Source organism: Vibrio sp. R10-SG3-ISO10 (assembly GCF_059834185.1).
Genome location: NZ_JCBDHG010000022.1, coordinates 1,024,311 through 1,044,210, shown reverse-complemented (window position 1 = coordinate 1,044,210; position 19,900 = coordinate 1,024,311). Strand labels below are relative to the sequence as shown.

The window sequence follows — 19,900 nt, the reverse complement described above, 5'->3', positions numbered from 1 at the left end:
ATGGTACCCGTGAGCTCTTCGCTTAATTGCGTCGATTCAAATACCATTGCAGCTGTTTCATCAAGTATTTTCTGGCAACGGATGTACGCCAGCTCACCAGCTGCCGTTAAACTCACCTTTCGGGTCGTACGATGAAGCAGTCTCTGATTCAACCAACTTTCGACTTCTTGTACATGGCGTGAAACCTGTAAGCGACTCAACCCCAAAGATTCTGATGCCTTAGTGAAGCTTCTACGATTAGCAACTTCGACAAAGCTTTTAATAGCAACTAGCCGATCCATAACTTGATTAGTAACCTCAAATGAAACAATCAATGTCATTTTTGCCAGTTTTTCTCTAAAAACACAACCATTAGAGTGTACATAAGTTTTCAAGCAATCTATTCCAAAAGGGGAATTATCATGAAAGTTGTAGTATTAGGTGCATCAGGTTGGATCGGCAGCCACATTGTAAATGAAGCAAAGTTAAGGGGACATCATGTTATTGCTCTTGTTCGCAATGCTGAAAACTACGCAGTGGAAGACGTCGAAATACGTCAATTTGATTTGAACAGCAGCAATAGTTCGTTACTCGACGCAGTTCAAGGGGCAGATGTAGCAATCGCCTCTATTGGTGGACGCGCTAAAGGCAACCATGACATTGTTGCAGCCACGGCAAATCGACTTCTAGAAACACTGCCTGACGCGAACATCGATCGCTTACTGTGGGTTGGCGGCGCTGGCTCACTTGAGGTCGCTCCTGGTGTACCTTTGATTTCTGTCCCTGAGTTTCCTGCAGAATACAAAGCTGAAGCGGTTGCTCAAGGTGAAGCTCTGAATGCGTTTAAAGAGGCAAAAAGTCCGCTAGATTGGACCTTTATCAGCCCTGCAGCTGAGATATTTCCCGGAGATAGCCAAAGCGCATATCGAGTTGGTGGAGACCAGCTTTTAACAGATTCACAAGGTAATAGTCGAATCTCTGTCGCGGACTATGCGGTTGCCATGATTGATGAGCTCGAAGCTCATAAGTACTCAAAACAACGCATTGGCATTGCTTACTAACCTCAAAACAGTGGCGAGTCTCACGCTCGCCAACTCTTAATCCTCCAATTCAGCTCTTGGATTAACATTTCTGGTGTGAGGATTTTGGTCAAAAGATGGGATATATCAGGATCAGATATTGGCTCTAGCGCATATACCGGTTTTCCTAGTCCTAACGCGTAGCCAATATCTAGAGCCACACTTTTTCCTACATAGCCTTCAAAGTTAAGAATGTAGGTCATATCTGACTGCTTAATACGTTCTAAGCATCCATCTATGCCGCCAGATTGCTGAGGCTCTGATATCAATACTTCACAGCCCTCTCGTATCAACTGTGAACGAATAGCCTGCATCTGAGCTAAATTTTTGAAGCTTCCTGCAACGTAAACTGATTTATTCATTCTAATTCCTAAATGTGAATGGCCATGATCTAGCTAGACTCTTCCCTAAGAATCGTTAAACACTGGCTTTTTTATAGCAATTTCTCCATACCGAGAAGTGTCCAAGGCTTACCTTCAAATAGCCTGACATCAGACTGTTTCGAAGTGACACGAAACCCTAGCGATGCGTAACTATTTCTAGCGGCATGGTTTTGCTCGAACACAACTAAACTTAACTTAGATACTTGATAATTTTCTTGAGCTAACTCAATAAGTTGAGTCAACATAGCCTTAGATATACCTTGCCCTCTAAAGCCGGAACAAATATAGACGCGACATATTCTAAAGTGAGACTCCGAAATTCGAAACAACTCCACGTAACCCGCATTCACATCATTTACCGTAAAGACAAAAGGAAGTACTTCACGGTGCTGGCAGTGCTCGGAGATTTGATCAAGAGTCAGAGGAAACTCAAACTTAGGCCCACCCCACAAATAGTTCAGCTCACTTGAGTCTATCCACTCTATCAGCAATGGATAATCTTGCTGTTCAAAAGGCCTTAATTTCCCCATATTGCAACGTTCTCCCAGAGCTCGCTAGAAAATACCAAATATAACACGTCAATCATTCAGTATTTATATCGCTCCTAAGGACTCTTCGCAAAGGTTTTGGTGAGTGCTGAAATCAGGAACGAAGCTAGCCGTAGTATCGGTCTTAATAGATTGTGCTTCAGCCGATTTGTAAAAAGATAGCTGAGACCAAAATTCCAACAACAAAACTTGGCGCGTGAAATCTTTGGCTTCTTGTCTGATGATACTCTTTGGCTAAGTCTTCTTGATAAGATTTGATGGCGAGTTGTTTAATATAACTGTTCTGCATGTTCGCTCTCCTTATTGATATAGTATTAGAGAGCTTAAAACCTCAAGTAAAGTTGAGGTCAAGGTAAGATTTCATGATTTTGTGAAAAGACAAACGCAGTGAATGCGCTTGTCTTTTGGCTACTTACAAAATGTTTCAATGTAGAGAGCTTCAACTTTATCTCTCGCCCATTGCGTTCGACGTAAAAACTTCAAAGAAGATTTAATCGACGGATTACTGTAGAAACAGTTAATTTGAATTCGCTCATCCAAACCTTCCCATCCATAGTGTTCTTGCAAACGTACAAGGATCTTTTCTAAGGTTAATCCATGCAATGGATTGTTTGGTTGTTCTTGGCTCATCTGCGTCTTCCTAAGACATTAGGTCAATGCGCAAGTTTAGCAGATCAATACCTGAAAGTTTTTGGTTTGTTGTATGAGAATTTCGCGTCCCCCTCAAATAGAGCGAATCTCGTAAATGCTTTAGGTCAACGCGAGATGGTTTAATGGAGCCCAAGCTACCTGTTCGACAGAGTCTACCTTTCGACACCATATCCAACCATTAAGCTCATAGAGCTTCACCACTCGCTCGCCAAGATTAAGAGTGTGCTCAGCGGCAGTATAGTCTTCCAGTACTGTTGCTCTACCTACGGCAATGTCTAGAATCTGTTTCGGAACCCAACCTTGTTTGTTATTACCGCGGCAAAGTACCCAATTTGCCCACTCTCCTTTAGGGTCTGACTCTTCAATTAACTCTAATACCTCTCCCGTTACAACTTGAATGGGAGACTCTGGCGCATCTTGATATTCTTTTACAACCTTGTATTCCATGACGTTTCCATTTTCCGTTAAGGAGAGTGAATCTCCACAACCTGTTCATAGCGCTTGCATTACTCTTTAGTTACGTGGCTTAAATTTTTTCGTCATTCCTTGGCAAGACGGTGACACGAGCCTATATCCGAGTTTTTCATAGAATGCAGGCTCATCTGCAATCATTGAGACGTATGATCCCTCTAGCGCTACTGAAGAGAGATACATATCAATATATTCCATCACTCGTTTTCCTAAGCCCATCCCTTGATAGTTAGGGTCAACTGCGACATCGACTTCGACTACCTCAAAATTACATGCGCCATCACCGACGACTCGGCCCATCGCAATGAGAGAACCCTCTTTTCGAATTGAGATCGCATATAGACTGTTTGGCAATGCTATTTGCGCTGCTTTTAGCGATTTAGCAGACAAGCCTGCGGCCACGCGCAGTTCGCAAAATTCGGCAGCATTAGGTGTTACTTCTTCATACTTAAACGTCATTAGGAACCTCTCTTTAACTACTGCTCTATATTACACAAAACACTGTATAAATGAACAGTAATATTTCCAAGACAGATTAAAATGGCTAAAGTGCCCACCGGAAGAATGGACGTTTACCTTCCATTCGTTCTATTTCAGCACCAAACCTTGTGTAAAATTTATGTGCTTTGGTGTTGTATGGGCTCGCTGTCCATGAAATGTGGGATGCTAAGGCCTTTTCACCCTCTAATTTGAGAGCCTGCATGAGTTCTGCGCCATATCCCTTTGATCGAGAATTTCCGTCAACAAGCAAATCATCAAGCCAAATTGACGGTTCTCCGCTAAAAGATGAGTAACGATAGTGAAATAGTGCAAAGCCCAACACTTCTCCATTCACTTCTAATAGCAAAGCATGAGCAAAGGGGGACTCGCCAAATAACGTACGTTGAATCTTCTCAACGGTCGTTGAGATTTGCCCGTCAAACCCTTTCATGCTGCGGTCGAACTCGGCTTTTTGCTCAATGAGCTCAAGCAGTTTACCTGCATCTTGTTTCGACGCTTTCCTTACATTCACTTAACTTTCCCCTACAGCACAAAACACATTAACAAACTGAATGCGCCAGAAATAAACAGCAACATACTAATACCAACATCAAAATTTGACTGACTGTCATTGGCTTTGGGTTCATCGGCTATCGATGCTGCCATCCTTGTCGCTGGATTAGGGCTATGTCTTAAATAAGGCTCTTTACCTGGCTTCGCAATGAGATAAAGGCCGCTAAGACTCCATTGAATGAGCAGAGCGTAAAAAAAGTAATCACTGATAAAGTTCAGCTCGGGTACCGAAAACAATAACTCACTGATATGCAGTGCAAGAGAGACCAACCCATTAACCACGAGCACAAAGATTAAGATTCTTAGCACGCGTCCTCCTCCTATCAGTATGATTCAAATGGCGTAAGGTCTATACCTTCAATTCTGCAAACGTCCCTAATGGTGGGGTTTGAGCACAAACGCTTTAAATATGCGGCTAGATGGTCAAAAGCAAGTGGTGACTTTTTAACTGGCAATTACCACTCCGCTAGCATGAATAAGAAATAGTCACACGCTGTTAGCGTCTAGCCCAACAGGTACTCATTCTTTGCGAGCTGATCATTGATAATTGATAGTGCACCAGCGATTCTTTCGTCTTGAGCTTCAACAACGTTTGGAATGGTCGATTCATCATTGGTATGACGATGAGGATAATAACGAACCATAAGCTCAGCTTGCAGCGTATTATTAAGAAATGCGAGCCATTGGAAAAACAGAGGTCGATTAGGATCGCCTATTGATGGCATTAGAGTTGAATCCGGGTGAAGCTCACAGATATGAATACAAATAGCAGGGCTCTCGAAAATAGCTTGTTCATTCACCACTAATGTTGGAATTCGTCCTGCGGGATTTAACTTAAGATAATCTGCCGATTTCTGAGAGTTTGACTTTTTATCGACTAACAATAACTCATAGTCTGCGTTTAAATGATGAAGCAAAAAATGAGGAGCTAAACTCGCATTGTTTGGATAATAATAGAGCTTGAACAATATGGACTCCTTGTCTCTAAACTAGTACGCGATCTGGCGCTAATAGTTTGGTTAAGTAATTTACTGAATACCATGCCTATTAAAAGCAGCTCTCAGACTACGAATACACAGTATGCACTGTACTTTGTCACCTAACGACGCAACGTAATGCAATATATCACAAATTGGTTGTTACAGAGTTTCTCGCAATTTTGCGCTTGCTAACAACTCAATTGAATCTTCTGAAATACGCCTTACTTCAAAATAGCCACCCGATGAAGAAAGCTGATAGACATTCAAAGACTCAGAACCAAGTTTCTTAAACCAATACGGTGCTAAAGAGCATTGTGCAGAGCCTGTCGCCATATCTTCAGGAATGCCGATTTTGGGAGCAAAATATCTTAAAACATATCCATTTGAGCCATTAGCAGCTGTCACGATCAAAGCGTGATGATCATCTAACTGCCTAAAACGAGCATCATCTGGCTGAAAACTCATTACTGACTCTATTGAAGGCAACACTAAGACTAAGTCTCGCGTTGAAAATGCCTCTATAGTGTCAACCGCCAAGTCCACAATTTCTGATGGAACGCCACAAGATCTACCAGTCCAACTTGGTAGTATCAGAGCATATAATCCATTATTTATAGCAACCGACACCTCTCCGTACTTGCTACTAAAATCGACCTTGTCGAGTTTGTACTTGGAAATAATTGCAGCGCCAGCCCCTAAGCTTCCATGTCCGCAAAGGTTAATTTCCCCGTCCATGGCAAACCAGCGAATATGAAATTTTTCACTGTTCTTCACAACAAATGCGGTGACAGGTAGCCCCGCTTCACAAGTGATTTTCAGTAACTCTTCATCTGTGGGCCACTTATCCAGTTCTAATACACCGCAAGGGTTACCCGAAGCAGATTCTCCACCAAATACATCATATATATCTACTTTGATATTCCACCATCCTTGCTTGCAGCTTAACGCCTAAGTAACCAGTAAACAACGCAGCCATCCAGTTGATACCATAGTGTCGCGTACACCTAATTCATTTCAAACCAAAAGCGCTGAATGCTACCAATCTCCCTTAAACCTCATGTATTTTAGCTACTCGACGCCTACAAAAACTTCTCAATTAGGACTTCGTCTACATATTCTCCACGAACTTTTGCATGATTCTTCGCAGTACCTACGATTTCAAAACCTTGTTTTAGATATGCAGATAAAGCTCGCTCATTGTCGCTGCGGACGTACGCAAACAACTTTTCATAACCTTTTTGCTTTGCAACGTCGAAAGTCGAGCTGAAGAGTTTTTTAGAAATTCCCTTGCCGCGAGCACTTTCACATACAAACGTACCAATGATGCCGACATGGTCAAAGGCCTTTGTGTATTGCGCAAATGGCTCAATATTTTGGAAAGCAATGACCTTCGAGCCACCATCAGACAAGGCAACAGTAAATACACCACGCTCTGGAAAATGAGCAATGAACTCTTTTTCTTGTTCCGGTGTGAAGGTCGTATCCAATACAGTGTATAAGCCTTCAACAATGATTGGGTTGAGGACGTTTGTAATGCCCTCGGCGTCATCTAACGTTACCTGGCGTATAACTAAACTCATGCAACTTAACTCCTATTAAATTTGAAGCTAACTTGTACATGAGTTCACTACTTGGGGCAACAACAAACGTAGCGCTTAGGTGCAAGCAACAAACCACCTTACCTAAACAATGCTACTAAACAACTAGGCTCACAATAAGTCAGATCGCCGAGCGCGTTAGCTAACCTTCAGCTGATTGTTAAAGCGCAGTGTGACAATGTTGCTCATAGTCAGACAACAATATTGAGTAAAAATACTCATCCCACCACACGTCATTCCCTTTGGGGATGCACTGGCGGAAATAGCCTTCTCGCACCATTCCCAGTTTTTCCATGAGATGATAAGAAGCATTATTTTCTGGTTGGGCGGTCGCGATCACTCTATGAACACCAAGTGTTTTAAATGCATATTCTAGTGTCTGAGAGGCGGCCTCATACGCAAAGCCGTTGTTCTGATAGCGGGGATTAATAACCCAGCCAATCTCATAAGTATGATCGCCAAACCAAGCAAAAAATTCTACGTGCCCTATTACTTTACCGCTCTCTTTATGACAAATTGCGAACGCTTTAGAGTTGTTTTCGATGAACTTTATCACATCACCTTTCGTCAAAACCCCTTCAGGTAAGTAGAACGTAGTCTCACTATCAGACATATACTCATAAACATCTTCCACATCTTTCTCCAAAAAATGTCGGATATTCAAGTTTTGAGTTTCAATATTCATCGCACACAACCTCTACTATTTACCCTCACGTCTTGCGAATCTGCCAACAACGTTTTACTAAGTGAATTTACAACTGCGCGGTATAAACGCACACCTCACGCAACTGACCTTGAGCTTGAATTTTTTTTGTACCCACATACGTTGCACCTAACTTACTTATCACTGATTTCGAACGCTCATTTTCAGTTAAATGCATGACTTTGAGCTTGCTCAAACCTAGGTTCTCTTGAGCATACTCGATAAGTGCTCTCGCCCCTTCTGTAGCATAACCGATTCCCCAAAAAGGAACACCCAACCAGTACCCTAGTGTTCCTTCTCCCTCTTCAAGCCGAGGAAAACTCACTGCACCAATTAGAGTATTACTACTCTTTAAAACCAAAGCGTAAACGATGCCTCTGCCGGTGTTAAATAGATCTTGGTGCGTACTAATCCAGTCACTAGCATCTGTTAGCTGGTATGGGTGCGGAATATTCGCTGTCATATCCGAGATGACTTTTTCACCCGCGAGTTCCGCGACTCTTATTGCATCAAGCTCAGTGAAGGGTCTCAGAATTAGCCTTTTCGTTTCAATTGTTGCTTGCATAATCTCCTCTTCACCTTATGGTATAACGCGGCCTTAAGGTGTGAGCAACGTATTACCGATGCCGCCGTATACCACCTTAACCACTAAACGCAACGCATAGAAAAAACCACACGTTGCGATTCACTCTTAAACAAATTGTTGTATGTATTCTGCGCCTACAGTGAGGCGTATAGCTCAGTTAATGTCGGAAACCTTGAGCAATCCCAATCAGTTGGAAGCTTTATTTCCTTACAAGATTCAACCAACTTTAGAGCTTTGGTGCTATCTGAATTACAGCTAGCATCTGCTAGCTCATCAAGCAGAGTGAGTTCATGCTCTCCCGAAATAGGGCTTATGAAATGGGGTAAAATGCCCCAACCGGTATCCCACGTATGCATTTCAAATTTCGATAATGCATACAAGTCACGAATAAGGCTCCCCTTGATAAAGGCTAAGCCTTTGAAATCCCGAAAACCAAAATTATCAGCAGACTCCAATTTTTCACGGCATAACTTCCACGCCTTCCCTGCGACTATAAAGTTTGCCGTTGGCACCTCACAAGGATCAAAATCAAACTGCAAGATTTGATGATGAACATCGTCAAGTTGAGCATCAACAGCTACCCACCCCTTGTCACAATCCCAATACTCACAAACCCAGTGATCTTCAAAGTGATTTTGAGCTAGGTAAGTGGCAAATCCACTTCTTATTCGAGCTGGGACGCCTTTTGACCTTAAAATTGAGCAAACCATTAGTGAAAAGCCTCTACAGATACTGACCACCCTATGATTTGGTTTCTTGAAAGCATGAGAAGGTTCGCCCGATTTCAATACTGCTAAAGATACCAAATCCTTAGCATAACGAGTCTGCATTTCCCTAAGCTTGGCCGACGAGTCAACCTCTACATCATAGTGTTCAAGCCAATACGAATGAATAAGGTTCCCTTGAACAAACTTACATATACCCGGGATATCATCAGGTACTTCGCTGATATCTAACTGATTATCTGCGAGCTCTGTAAACTCGTTGTGTTCTATATAGTCGTTAATATCCATTTATTTTTTAAAACCTTTATCGGATAAATTCGCTTATACACATCACGCTACGCTAAGTGGCTAGCAGCGTATATTGCGACAATTCAAATAACCACCTTAAACACCCTTGCTGACTAGAATCAAAGGTGCCGAGCGTTGGTAGTCAATCTTGATCAGATTGTTAAAATCTGAAGATGAGGAGCAACCCTCACTAGTTCTTTTAAGGCTATTTTGTCAGCTGCTATTTCAACTGCCGCTGACTCTATAGTACGCCACTCAATGCCCTCTGCTTCATAGGGCTGAATTTCGCCATCCCAGCGGCTTACAATAAAGTAGTGAACTAGTTGTAGCTCTTCAGTTGGGTGAAATAGTGAGCACAAATATTGATATGTAATTGGCGTAACATTCAATTCTTCTTTGACCTCACGAAACAAAGCTTGAACTGAAGTTTCTCCAGTTTCTATATGCCCACCGGGGATAGTGATTAAACCAGGATCGGTTTCTTTGTGCTCACTCCGTTTCTCCAAGAGAACTTCTGAACCATTTAGCATAATGAAAGAGACGCATTCGTGAGCGTTCAATATAAATATTCCTTCTAATTTCTAACAATCTCTTAAGGCGTGAGCAACCCTCGCACCATAGCTAATCATTTGTGCTATGAGCAATAAACTGGCTCAAAATATATGCGCCAAACGTTACGAATTCGATTAAATTTCTTGTCACGCATTTTCTGGAGGCGCGCCCTTGAACTGGGGTACACCTTCAGCGATGAGTTCCCATGACGCTTTAGAATCTACATAAATATGGCGACTTAGCTGAATATTGGGATCTCCATTTAAGCAACCCAAGGTAACACCATGAACCATGCCTTTATATACACCGACCAACGTTGATCCACATTTCGAGCAAAACTGAAGCCCAAAGCCATGCTCGCCGACATAAGAAGTTAGAAGCTCCTCACCACTAACCCACTCAAATTCACCTTGTTTAACAAGTGCGTAAGCAGAAGCTTGAGAACTAAATGCTTTGCGGCATCTGGAACAATGGCAAGAACGCGCGTCATAAAGACTACCTTCGACTTTATACTTGATTTCACCACAAAAGCATTCACCAGTAATAGTCATAACCTTTTCCTATGCATACGTGAGCAACACGACTGACAAACCTAAACCATTGTGTCGACAACACAAAAGTCGATTAAAAAAACCAAAGTGCTAAGTGTTGAGGTTCAACCTTAACCCCCTCATTACAAAGCGGAACTCTAGTTTAGCGACTTTTCTAACCAAACCGAGCTAATGTACTTTCCATTTTTCTTAGCATACTCGTTAAAGACGCCTATATCTCTAAAACCAAAACGTTTATGTAAGGCGACTGAGGCGTCATTGGGCAATGCAATACCGGACAGTACCCTATGAACTCCATAACCAGAAATTGATGAGAATAGTTTTGAATATAGGCTTGAGCCCACTCCTTTCCCTTTTGCTGTCGAAGTTAGGTACACGGTAACTTCAGCAGTGTCCTCAAATGCTGAAATCTCCCTATAAGGTTGGGAACATGCAAAGCCTAACAATTCTCCATTTTCTGTAGCAACGAAAAGTTGATGCTTACTATCGCGCGAAAATTGAGAGAACCAATTTTTACGATTTTCTTGGGTAAATACACACTCTTCAAAACGGGCGTCAGTATTCTCAATATAATAATTGAAGATGTCTGTGATCGCTGCAATATCAGTTAATTCCCCGACCCTAATTTCCACGTAAATTCCTTTTATCTTCGAGCCCTAGAACGCCAAGCGTTACAAATCAACCTTAGACGCATTGCTATGCGAACCTTCTAGCTCTGCTGATTGAATAGTAGTAGCAATGAGATCTTCAAAAAGCTCTAACTGCCCAGCTGGAATGAGTTGATTTTGTATAGTTTTACGTTTATCAGAATCGAATAACCTCTCTGCCACCCAACCAATTAAATACATCAGTGAAAGACAACCTCCGGCAGTGGCTACATTACCTTCTACCACTAGAGGTAGATCTTGAACATCTCCACCCATATTTTGCAGAACGCTCTTAGCGTCTGGATTGGTCGTTAACGGCTTACCTTTAAGTAAACCGAGTTCATGAAGGATGAATGATCCCGCACAAATCGAACCTATTAGCTGCTTAGTTGGGTCAAGATTTAGCGCCGACATAAATCCTGTGTCATTCATGGCTGCTGGTATACCACGTTTACCACTCGTGATAAGAACTACATCTTGATTCGTTACCTCTGAAACATGTCCGTCAGTTTTAACCTTGATACCAAGATGGGAGTAATGTTCAGGTTTAGTCCCTAGTATGCTAACCGTCCAACTATCGGGCGTTCGCCCAAGCAAGTCATACATAAGAAAGAAGTCTACATCAGTGAAATCATCAAACAAAACAACGCCGACTTTATACATAATATTTTATCTCTTTCGTAGATCTCATAGGGTCGCACAACGCTAAACTAAGGTTCGAACAGCTCTAACACCTTAGCTAATTTATTGTGTTTTAAACGATTTGTTATTCTATTTTTTTACAGCAATGATTTACTCGATGCCGATGTTTATGCTTTACCCTGCTCGAAAGCTAAAATATTCTCGAATGCTATTTTGAAGTAAAGCTCATAACTGTTTTGCTCTACGTACCCTAAATGTGGAGTAGCCGTTACGTTAGGTAATGACAATAAAGGCTCGTTATCAAGCGATGCTGGTTCATTGTCAAAAACATCAACGGCAGCTCGCTTAGTTGGTACAGCCACCAACTCGTTATATAGCGCAGAGCTTTCGACAAGCTCTGAGCGGCTGATGTTAACAAACAGAGAGTCGGACTTCATTAAACTTAAGTCCTGGGCTGTTACGCTCGCCTTAGTGACCTCATTCAAGCGTAGGTGAAGTGACACGATATCCGAACCAGAGAAGAATGCCTCCTTTGATGGAGCGGCTTCAAATCCGTGTTTAAGCGCAAGATTTCTTGATTGTTCACTACCCCACACAACCACTGACATCTCAAATGCTTTTGCATATTGAGCAATTCGTTGTCCAATTTTTCCGTAGCCCCAAATTCCAAGCTTCAAGCCCTCTATAGTTCGACCCAAACCGAGTACACCTGAGTTTTGCCATTTATCGTTTTGGAGATTGGCTGAATAAGTTGGTATGTGGCGACTTGCCGCCATAATAAGTGCCCACGCCAATTCCGAAGGAGCAACCGGAGAACCACGCCCTTCCAGCACCTTGACCCCGTACTTTTCACATAAGTGGACATCAATATGATTGCTAACTTTACCCGTTTGACTAATAACCTTTAGGTTGGGCAACTGAGCGAGAAGAGACTCTGTGATGACCGTACGTTCTCGAATTAGGACAAGAGCCTCTGCGTCTTTGAGCTCGGCTACCAACTCTGACTCAGGGAGTGTTTCGTTCAAAATGGACACATCATGGCCTGATAGTAGCTCGAAGCAATCTAGCGCTCTAACCGCACCCTGATAGTCATCTAAAACCGTTATTTTCACTGAACTCTCCTTGTTGTTATAACGCCGCGTTAAGTTTATTGTTATGCTCGTGCTGATTTATAGCCAAACCTAGCCAAGTAGTGCCATACTTTTTTGACATCTTGCTCTTCATAGCCCTGCTTGGTAACCGCTAAACCCAGTATCTTTGCATTTATGCTTCCATTTTGAGCTAGCTCTTTAGCTAGTTCTATATACTTCTGACCTCGATAGTCAGGATAACGATTCATTTCTTCAAGTCTAAGCTCATAACCATTATGCCATCTGACTGGAATACCCAAGCTCAAAGCTTGCTGTTCAATAGGGCTAGCGCGAAAAATTGGATCGAGTACAAGACATTCGATGTCGTCTTTTACTGAGATTTCGCCATGTATATGAGCTTCGATATAGTCGTCTAGCAAGTCTGAATTTGAAGCTAGCGCTTTATCTATTAGAGGGCTAACTCGATTGAAAATTGCAAAATCTTCAGGTTCGAAATAACTATCTGGATAACAAAACGTTGTTCGAGTAGAAACATGAGGTTTCAGTTCGAAGTATGAAGACCCAAAGCGAGGAGATGCGCCTGTTTCGTAGTTTCTAAAATTTAGAGCTCCATATTTTGGTCTAAGACTATTTGGAGCGTCATCGTATGCTCCGTCAAAGACATTTTGCTCCCAAAGCCAGCGTTCACCCCCAACATACGCAGTCAAGCCGCCATTGCTGGTACCTGTTTCAAATTGGGATTTCAGACAGCCGTCTTGTGCAATTGCTTGAAGTATTGGCTTATTCCCAGCAGTAAAGCGATCGGGATGGAAGTTAATTGTAACAGCACTAACCATTGAAGAGTCAGTACCTTGAGACTTGAGTCTGATGTTTTCGATTGCTTTCTCTACTGCTTTTTGGTCCATAAAACTTCCTATTTTCGGCAAAGAGCATAACGCCCTAATACGGTGTAAGTAACGCAGTAGCGAAGCCACCGTAGGTTACCTTAAGCACTAAACGCAACACATAGTTAAAAATGCCACGCGTCACGAATCTGATTGAATTGTTTGTTAGGTTTGTTGTCCAATTTCTTCTTGCCCTCTCAGCCTTTCAAATGCCAAAGGTTTCAAGCCATTTTCAATGTACGTAATAATTTTTGATACGCAAGCATCAACGCTTAAGCTTGATGTGTCCAGTTCAAGGTCGTAAGTACAATGACTATGTACGCGATCAAACTGAAAGCGGGCTGCTCCTTGTTTACGGTCCCCCCTAGCCACTTCACGCTTTTCTAGTACTTCTAGAGGACAATGAACGCCAACAAAAACCACAGGCATACCTTCAAACGCTTTAACACAAGCACCTAACCATTCTGGTTGCTGAAGTACGTAGTCTACGATGACGTTATTTCCTGCACGTGCAATAGCGGCTGCTGATTCATGGAAACCATTAACGATATTTGGAAATCGATTTTCCATTAACGTGGAATTATTTAGGTCACATTGAGCGATTTGAGACAGGTAAGTATCAACTGAGACATGTAGGTAAACATCGGCCAAAGCCTGTTGAAGTGCATGGCTTAATGTTGTTTTCCCAGAACTGGATGTTCCATTTAAAAATATAACCAAAAGATAAGACTCTTTGTAAAATCAATATGATAGCGCCAGCACACTTAGTCGCAAGGAAAATCTAACCTCGCGTTAAGGTGTGAGCAACGCTACCACAGATTTTTGCAACTGTGCCCATAAACAATAATTTCAACGCAAACCGAAAATACCGAGCGTTGCGTGTCTTACACATTATTATGTTAATCAGTCAGCCAATTCACCGCCGATTCGTAGTTACCAAATGATTCCATTTCACCTGATATAAACCAACTGCCTACTTTGGCGGCTAGCTCCTGCCAATTTTTATCACCATAAATGGCTATTTTCTCAATTTTAAAACCAACTTTTAACCCAAGCTGAAAATCATCCCAAGCAGCCCGAAGCTCCCAACCTGAGAACTCAGTAATGTCGACCAACATTTTTATATGCTTTGAATTGATACCCTTTAAACTAGAATTCAAGACTGGAACAATAGCTTTATAGTCTTCGTGAGTGAGTTTACCTGTAGCCTTAAACACTAAAACAGATTCAGAGCCAATACGCTCAATACCTATTGTAATTCCATGACGTTCTATACTCATAGCGAATACCTAAAGTTGAATTAACCTGTACAGCTTAGGGTAAACGAGCGACAAAAGATGAGAACTAATTACCAGTTTCACGCGTAATTTCAATGATTAACGCCTCGCTAAGGTGCGACAGCGCTATAACACCCAAGTCAATCCATTGCACCGTAAACACTAATTTTAAATCGAAGTGAAATCGGCAAGCGTTACGAATCACTCTTAAATTGTGTGTTAGCAATCGGACTCAAATTTCATTGGAACATCAACCATTCCCTGGCGGTTTCTGATGCCTTCTGTACGTTTAAAACCAAAACGCAAATAGACATTTTCCGCGTTTACCGCAGAGTTAACAGTAAAGGCACCGCTATTCCCTTTTTTATTTGCTTCTTCCTTAATCGTTTCCCAAAGTTTTCTTGAAAGCCCATTACCTTGAAAACTGTCGTCTACAAATAGATGATACAAGTGTGAGTTGTCTCGAACCCCGGCCACTCCAATCACTTCATTCTTCGTAGTTACTGCCACAATATAGTCATAATTTGTGGATAAATATTTCCTAATATTGTCCTCTGACATTGAACTGAGCAAGACATCGTGGACGGACGCGTCACACGTTGGACAAACATATTTTTCTGTTAAAGGTAAAATCAATTCACTGATAGACTTCGCATCACTGATTTCTGCTTTTCTGATTTTGATACTCATTATTTCTCCTGATTGCTATCGCCCTGTTAAGGTGTAAGCCGCGCTTAGCTATACTTGAGCGAAGCGAAACTGCCAAGCGTTGCGAATCACTCTTAAGTTTATTGTTAACATTACAGTTCCCACCCAGACTTATATGTTCTAGCACTCAATAAACTACAGAGCTCATCCATTACTTTCATAGACTTTTCAAGCCTAGGTAGCCTTTCATCCGAAAGAGTATCATTGACCCAGTGACGATTATGAACATACAAGTTGTAAGGATTGATAATACACTTAAAATCAATGCTTAATGATGTCGAGAGCGCAGAGTCAGCCATGTAGCTATGAGGTAGACCCGCTGAGGTTACAAACGTCACCACTTTATCGAAAAGTGCGCCAGTTAAGCTACCATCAGGAGGTGTAGACCCAACATATTCAATGTATTTTTTTAACTCAGAACAACATCCCCAATTATAAATTGGACTGCATAAAACAATACCACTCGCCTCAGACGTTAGCTTATGTAACGCCTTATATTGTTCCGTCTGATATATTTTGTCGTTGTCAAAATTGGGCACATTAAGTTCGGCCAAATCAACAAATTCAACTTGTCTATCCAGCGATTGTAGTTCGTCAATACATAGCTTAGCGATTTTACGACTTCGACTATTTGGATCCAAGCTCGAACTTACTACCAAAATGTACATGTTATCTCCTGTCGAATACTCACGCCCAGTTAAGGTTTGAAGCATGTGACTACGACACTCAATTTTACCGCCGTAATTACCGAACTTAACCCAAACTAAAAATGCCAAGCGTGCAGAATCTGCTTAAATTTATTGTTATGGCGCTGAACTCAGCGTTAGTTCTTGTATATCTATTAGGTCGACTTCCCTACCCAAAGTGCGCTTGTACTCGACGAGACGATGAACGGGAATAACTAGTATTTCGATACCTTGATAGAGTTTTACCTCTGATTCTGAAAAGTGAATTTCAAGCTTATGCCAAGAACCATCGAGAGCTGATTGTATCTTCGTGCTTTGAGATAACCCGATTTCAATTTTTTGATTTTGGTAAACTAGCTGGAAATACGCTAGATCCCAACCGTACTCCGTGTAATGAGCTAACGGTTTAGATATGAACTGCGATACGCGAGCCAAGACCTTGTTTGCGTCAGAATTGCGAATATAAAGATCTATATCAGCGATTTCACGAATTCCACCATGAATAGTTGCCGCTAGCCCACCAACAATTTGGTACTCAACACCCTCTGCCTCCAAGAGATCTTTGAGCCATTTCAGGGCCACTTTCACTTTATCACTCATCTTGTCCCCTTAGCTGGGTTTCGCCCTACGCTATAACGCTCTGTTACGGGGTGAGCAACGCTACCACCTACCTCAAACATTGTGCCGTATACACTACTAAAGCTGATTCAAACAAAAAATGCCGAGTGTTGCGAATCGGCTTGAATTGATTGTTATGCAAATCTTTCACGACGCATTGTTGTTATCGAATACCCCATTTCACGGTACTTTTCACAACGTTGTTGTAGAAATTCCGGATACTGACTTTCTTCAACTTCATTGAAACCAATATTCTTGTAGAAACCTGTTACGTGAGCAAGTGGCATACAATAGGCGGTGCGCAAATTTAAAACAGGCTCAATATGCCTAAGAAATTGAAGTCCTAGACCTTGACCTTGAAACTCACTCGCAATGTACATGCCCCTGAGTATCGTCACGTCATTAATAAGCTCAACTTTCACCGAGCCGATAATCGCACCATCGTTAAGGCAGATAAATGCTCTTTCAGTATTAGACCAAGCGCTATGATAGCCCTGCTCTTTATAGAATTGACCAACAGCGTCTTTCATAGAGCTATCGGCTTCAAAAATTCTCATTCTAACTCCATTTGCATAACGCCCTGTTAAGGGCGTGGGCAACGCAATACCGATGTTGCCGCATACCACCTTAATCACTTAATCCAATGCACACTGAAAATACCACGGGTTGCGAATCAATCTTAAACAGTTTGTCATGCGAAGTTCGACAATGCTGATTTGTACGCCTTTCTAGCCTCGGTACTTAAGTAGCTGTCCATACCTTGGAACAGTTCAAATAGCTCAGCACCATATTTGAGCTTGAACTCTTCACTGCTATAAACAAGCTCTAGCTCATTAGCGACCGTTAACTCGCAAAACAATTTCACCGTTGAACTATCGAGTTTGAATATTGAACCAGTAAATCTGTCTTTAAATTGGATTTCTAGCACTTTGCCAAATTGAGGGAATACATAGTCTCGGTCGCATGAGCAATACAAGTAAACCAATGCTTCTTCATCACTACCAATTATTCGTGCTATTTCTTGGCGCTGGCTTAGCAACACCATATTTTCATCGAAACCCGCTGTTCCATAAGCGGCATGAAAGAGACCTGCGATTTGAAGTAACTCGCTACTACCCCAGTTATTTAGAACTTTTTCAGTGCCTTTTAGGTGCGCCTCCAATGAACCATTAAGGTGCTGAAAGTCGCCCGCACCAAGTTCTTGAAGCATTCCAAATTTATCCATAAATCTCAATTCCCTTTAGGTCGCATAACGCCCTGTCAAGGTGTGAGCAACGCAACACCTAAGCCGCCGTATACCACCTTAAACATAAAAACCAACGCTTAGTAAAAATGCCACGCGTTGCGAATCACTCTTAAACAGTTTGTTATACCAATTCCATTCGCGTGTAATGAACCTTTGATCTAACGCATTGTGTTTCATATTCGAGAGAGATTATAACTTGCTATGCACGACATATGAAAGGAGCTTACTATACTATGCCATGTAATCGAACACACGCTCGCCGTTTAGATGAATCAGTTCTCACAACCCTTAGTAACCATCAAATGCACGACAATGGTCGCCACAAGTGTTGTCAATGCGCATACAATTCAGGTTATGAACAAGGTAGACAGCTGAGAAGCTCAATTCAGCTAGATATCAACGAACTAGGTGATAGCCAAGCAAGAGCTGATGGGAGACACAAAAGTGTTCACCAAGCATTTGCACTAGGCTACTCCGAAGGCATCAGGGACTTCATAGCATTAGATCAATAATGCTCATTAGGGGGAAGTTTCCCCCTTTTGGATATAACGCCCTGTTAAGGGGTGAGCAACACAATACTGAAGCCGCCGCATACCACCTTAAACACTAAAACCAACGCATAGTAAAAATGCCACGCGTTGCAAATCCCTCTTGAACAGTTTGTTAACTGGCAGCCTCAAAGTGGATAAAAAACATGACAAGATCCACGTCATTCGCTTTTGACAACGTATAGTCTTCACCTACGATATTGGAAACAGCAGACTTCCAGAAACTTAGTGCCCCTGAGTTTTCCAAAAGAATTCGGATTTGCCATTTACCTGGAAAAGCTTTAACGACTTGCTCCAAAACAAGCTTTCCTACGCCCTGACCTTTAAACTTACGTAGAACAAAAAATTGGGCAACGTCGTAAAGTTTTAAGTCACTAGGGTAACGACGAATCAGAACAAAACCTGCGAGTTCGTTATTCACCTTTATGAAATATGGAGTATGATCATCTCGATTCCAATAAGGGTCGAACTTTGAGACATCGTACCCTCCGAACGTACCATCTTTAGCTGGATTCCATTTCATATACTCTGACATGTCGTATACGTAGTAGCAGAACAAATTCTCAAGTACATGCCGCTCTTCTCGTTCTATTTTTACTAGCTGAACTTCCATTTTTCTCCTTGCCAGTTAACGCCAAATTAAGGTGTGAACAACGCTAACCACCAAACCTAAACCATCGTACCTTAAACACTTAACTTAACTGGAACTGAAACCGCCAAGCGTTGGGAATCCGTCTTAAACGCTTTGTATGGATAATAAGCACTCCAATCGGGTAAGGTGAGACCCAGACTTTAGCTGCAACTAAAGTTCTTCTATCTGATAGTTCGATTAAATGATGGCTCCTCTATCGAGAGACCGATAACAAGTACGAACGTCAGATAGAACTCCAAGCACCACACTCGAATAGTCTTCTGGGTCTCGAGCCCGCATTTGCAAGCAAGAGTTAGCTTATTATGAATACAAACACACTTCAAAACATTAATGTCGGCGTTGATACTGGCAAATCACAATTAGATATTTATATCCGTCCGCTCGACATTTACTTCACCGTTCCTAACAATGACAAAGGCATTAAAGAAGCCGTCAGAACTATCGCTAAACACCAACCTCAGCGTGTCGTGATTGAAGCTACTGGACGATTAGAAATGCCCTTCATCCTTGCTTGTGACCAAGCAAAGCTACCCTATGTCATCGCGAACCCTTTGAGGATAAAAAGGTTCGCTTGTATGGATAATAAGCACTCCAATCGGGTAAGGTGAGACCCAGACTTTAGCTGCAACTAAAGTTCTTCTATCTGATAGTTCGATTAAATGATGGCTCCTCTATCGAGAGACCGATAACAAGTACGAACGTCAGATAGAACTCCAAGCACCACACTCGAATAGTCTTCTGGGTCTCGAGCCCG

General features: G+C 42.0%; 30 protein-coding genes and 2 pseudogenes. 3 read left to right on the top strand and 29 right to left on the bottom strand.

Annotated features, from left to right (window positions below; all coding sequences use genetic code 11):
• A partial coding sequence (locus AC6R16_RS18305; protein WP_500675367.1) for a LysR family transcriptional regulator occupies positions 1-281 on the bottom strand: 281 nt, incomplete at its 3' end.
• Positions 282-401: 120 nt separating this feature from the next.
• Between AC6R16_RS18305 and AC6R16_RS18300 the strand changes: the two genes are divergently transcribed.
• Positions 402-1,040, top strand: a complete 639-nt coding sequence (locus tag AC6R16_RS18300; protein WP_500675337.1) for an NAD(P)-dependent oxidoreductase — start codon at positions 402-404, stop codon at positions 1,038-1,040.
• Positions 1,041-1,060: 20 nt separating this feature from the next.
• Here the strand turns inward: AC6R16_RS18300 and AC6R16_RS18295 are convergent, their stop codons facing one another.
• From AC6R16_RS18295 to AC6R16_RS18165, 27 genes and pseudogenes are all read right to left on the bottom strand, one after another.
• Positions 1,061-1,420, bottom strand: a complete 360-nt coding sequence (locus AC6R16_RS18295; protein ID WP_500675336.1) for a nucleotide pyrophosphohydrolase — start codon at positions 1,418-1,420, stop codon at positions 1,061-1,063.
• A gap of 71 nt (positions 1,421-1,491) precedes the next feature.
• On the bottom strand, positions 1,492-1,971 hold the full coding sequence (locus AC6R16_RS18290; RefSeq protein WP_500675335.1) for a GNAT family N-acetyltransferase: 480 nt from the start codon (positions 1,969-1,971) through the stop codon (positions 1,492-1,494).
• A gap of 157 nt (positions 1,972-2,128) precedes the next feature.
• On the bottom strand, positions 2,129-2,278 hold the full coding sequence (locus AC6R16_RS18285) for a hypothetical protein (protein WP_500640933.1): 150 nt from the start codon (positions 2,276-2,278) through the stop codon (positions 2,129-2,131).
• Between the two features lie 119 nt (positions 2,279-2,397).
• Entirely contained in the window at positions 2,398-2,619 is a 222-nt protein-coding gene (locus AC6R16_RS18280) for a VF530 family protein (protein WP_004743799.1), read from the bottom strand.
• Positions 2,620-2,739: 120 nt separating this feature from the next.
• Positions 2,740-3,087: an SH3 domain-containing protein gene (locus AC6R16_RS18275; protein WP_500675334.1), complete on the bottom strand. Its 348-nt coding sequence runs from the start codon at positions 3,085-3,087 to the stop codon at positions 2,740-2,742.
• A gap of 66 nt (positions 3,088-3,153) precedes the next feature.
• A complete protein-coding gene (locus AC6R16_RS18270) occupies positions 3,154-3,570 on the bottom strand; it encodes a GNAT family N-acetyltransferase (protein ID WP_500675333.1) in 417 nt (138 codons plus the stop codon).
• A gap of 85 nt (positions 3,571-3,655) precedes the next feature.
• Positions 3,656-4,123 carry a GNAT family N-acetyltransferase gene (locus tag AC6R16_RS18265; protein WP_500675332.1) on the bottom strand — a complete coding sequence of 156 codons (468 nt, stop codon included), beginning with the start codon at positions 4,121-4,123 and terminating at the stop codon, positions 3,656-3,658.
• Between the two features lie 11 nt (positions 4,124-4,134).
• Positions 4,135-4,473, bottom strand: a complete 339-nt coding sequence (locus AC6R16_RS18260) for a hypothetical protein (protein ID WP_500640929.1) — start codon at positions 4,471-4,473, stop codon at positions 4,135-4,137.
• 14 nt (positions 4,474-4,487) lie between these two features.
• Positions 4,488-5,132, bottom strand: a pseudogene (locus tag AC6R16_RS18255) (glutathione S-transferase family protein).
• A gap of 171 nt (positions 5,133-5,303) precedes the next feature.
• The gene (locus AC6R16_RS18250) at positions 5,304-6,050 is read right to left on the bottom strand and encodes a PhzF family phenazine biosynthesis protein (RefSeq protein WP_500675366.1); all 747 of its coding nucleotides are present in this window, start codon (positions 6,048-6,050) and stop codon (positions 5,304-5,306) included.
• Between the two features lie 173 nt (positions 6,051-6,223).
• Positions 6,224-6,724, bottom strand: coding sequence for a GNAT family N-acetyltransferase (locus AC6R16_RS18245; RefSeq protein WP_500640927.1), 501 nt, complete (start codon positions 6,722-6,724; stop codon positions 6,224-6,226).
• Between the two features lie 178 nt (positions 6,725-6,902).
• Positions 6,903-7,427 carry a GNAT family N-acetyltransferase gene (locus tag AC6R16_RS18240; protein ID WP_500675331.1) on the bottom strand — a complete coding sequence of 175 codons (525 nt, stop codon included), beginning with the start codon at positions 7,425-7,427 and terminating at the stop codon, positions 6,903-6,905.
• A 67-nt stretch (positions 7,428-7,494) separates the two neighbouring features.
• On the bottom strand, positions 7,495-8,010 hold the full coding sequence (locus AC6R16_RS18235) for a GNAT family N-acetyltransferase (protein WP_500675330.1): 516 nt from the start codon (positions 8,008-8,010) through the stop codon (positions 7,495-7,497).
• Between the two features lie 155 nt (positions 8,011-8,165).
• Positions 8,166-9,044 carry a transglutaminase-like domain-containing protein gene (locus AC6R16_RS18230; protein WP_500675329.1) on the bottom strand — a complete coding sequence of 293 codons (879 nt, stop codon included), beginning with the start codon at positions 9,042-9,044 and terminating at the stop codon, positions 8,166-8,168.
• A gap of 152 nt (positions 9,045-9,196) precedes the next feature.
• On the bottom strand, positions 9,197-9,604 hold the full coding sequence (locus AC6R16_RS18225) for an NUDIX domain-containing protein (RefSeq protein WP_500675328.1): 408 nt from the start codon (positions 9,602-9,604) through the stop codon (positions 9,197-9,199).
• A 138-nt stretch (positions 9,605-9,742) separates the two neighbouring features.
• A complete protein-coding gene (locus AC6R16_RS18220; protein WP_500640922.1) occupies positions 9,743-10,147 on the bottom strand; it encodes a GFA family protein in 405 nt (134 codons plus the stop codon).
• A gap of 137 nt (positions 10,148-10,284) precedes the next feature.
• Positions 10,285-10,779 carry a GNAT family N-acetyltransferase gene (locus AC6R16_RS18215; protein ID WP_500675327.1) on the bottom strand — a complete coding sequence of 165 codons (495 nt, stop codon included), beginning with the start codon at positions 10,777-10,779 and terminating at the stop codon, positions 10,285-10,287.
• 39 nt (positions 10,780-10,818) lie between these two features.
• Positions 10,819-11,457, bottom strand: a complete 639-nt coding sequence (locus AC6R16_RS18210; protein ID WP_500675326.1) for a DJ-1/PfpI family protein — start codon at positions 11,455-11,457, stop codon at positions 10,819-10,821.
• A gap of 146 nt (positions 11,458-11,603) precedes the next feature.
• Positions 11,604-12,548, bottom strand: coding sequence for a D-2-hydroxyacid dehydrogenase family protein (locus AC6R16_RS18205; RefSeq protein WP_500675325.1), 945 nt, complete (start codon positions 12,546-12,548; stop codon positions 11,604-11,606).
• Between the two features lie 41 nt (positions 12,549-12,589).
• Positions 12,590-13,432, bottom strand: coding sequence for a DUF3626 domain-containing protein (locus AC6R16_RS18200; RefSeq protein WP_500675324.1), 843 nt, complete (start codon positions 13,430-13,432; stop codon positions 12,590-12,592).
• A 144-nt stretch (positions 13,433-13,576) separates the two neighbouring features.
• Positions 13,577-14,131 (bottom strand): chloramphenicol phosphotransferase CPT family protein, encoded by a 555-nt coding sequence (locus AC6R16_RS18195; RefSeq protein ID WP_500675323.1) that lies wholly within the window; start codon positions 14,129-14,131, stop codon positions 13,577-13,579.
• Positions 14,132-14,310: 179 nt separating this feature from the next.
• Entirely contained in the window at positions 14,311-14,691 is a 381-nt protein-coding gene (locus AC6R16_RS18190) for a SpoIIAA family protein (protein ID WP_500675322.1), read from the bottom strand.
• Positions 14,692-14,907: 216 nt separating this feature from the next.
• Positions 14,908-15,378: a GNAT family N-acetyltransferase gene (locus AC6R16_RS18185; protein WP_500675321.1), complete on the bottom strand. Its 471-nt coding sequence runs from the start codon at positions 15,376-15,378 to the stop codon at positions 14,908-14,910.
• A gap of 110 nt (positions 15,379-15,488) precedes the next feature.
• Positions 15,489-16,064, bottom strand: coding sequence for an NADPH-dependent FMN reductase (locus tag AC6R16_RS18180; RefSeq protein ID WP_500675320.1), 576 nt, complete (start codon positions 16,062-16,064; stop codon positions 15,489-15,491).
• A gap of 135 nt (positions 16,065-16,199) precedes the next feature.
• On the bottom strand, positions 16,200-16,682 hold the full coding sequence (locus tag AC6R16_RS18175) for a putative signal transducing protein (protein ID WP_500675319.1): 483 nt from the start codon (positions 16,680-16,682) through the stop codon (positions 16,200-16,202).
• A gap of 152 nt (positions 16,683-16,834) precedes the next feature.
• The gene (locus tag AC6R16_RS18170; protein ID WP_500675318.1) at positions 16,835-17,257 is read right to left on the bottom strand and encodes a GNAT family N-acetyltransferase; all 423 of its coding nucleotides are present in this window, start codon (positions 17,255-17,257) and stop codon (positions 16,835-16,837) included.
• Between the two features lie 134 nt (positions 17,258-17,391).
• A complete protein-coding gene (locus AC6R16_RS18165; protein ID WP_500675317.1) occupies positions 17,392-17,925 on the bottom strand; it encodes a DUF6817 domain-containing protein in 534 nt (177 codons plus the stop codon).
• Between the two features lie 254 nt (positions 17,926-18,179).
• On the opposite strand from AC6R16_RS18165, the gene AC6R16_RS18160 reads away from it, so the two are divergent.
• Positions 18,180-18,458, top strand: a complete 279-nt coding sequence (locus AC6R16_RS18160) for a hypothetical protein (protein ID WP_029790587.1) — start codon at positions 18,180-18,182, stop codon at positions 18,456-18,458.
• 151 nt (positions 18,459-18,609) lie between these two features.
• On the opposite strand, the gene AC6R16_RS18155 is transcribed toward AC6R16_RS18160, so the two are convergent.
• Complete coding sequence (locus AC6R16_RS18155; protein ID WP_038191604.1) at positions 18,610-19,107, bottom strand: GNAT family N-acetyltransferase; 498 nt, start codon at positions 19,105-19,107, stop codon at positions 18,610-18,612.
• A gap of 341 nt (positions 19,108-19,448) precedes the next feature.
• On the opposite strand from AC6R16_RS18155, the pseudogene AC6R16_RS18150 reads away from it, so the two are divergent.
• A pseudogene (locus AC6R16_RS18150) lies at positions 19,449-19,718 on the top strand (IS110 family transposase); the annotation flags it as partial.
• Positions 19,719-19,900: the final 182 nt, after the last annotated feature.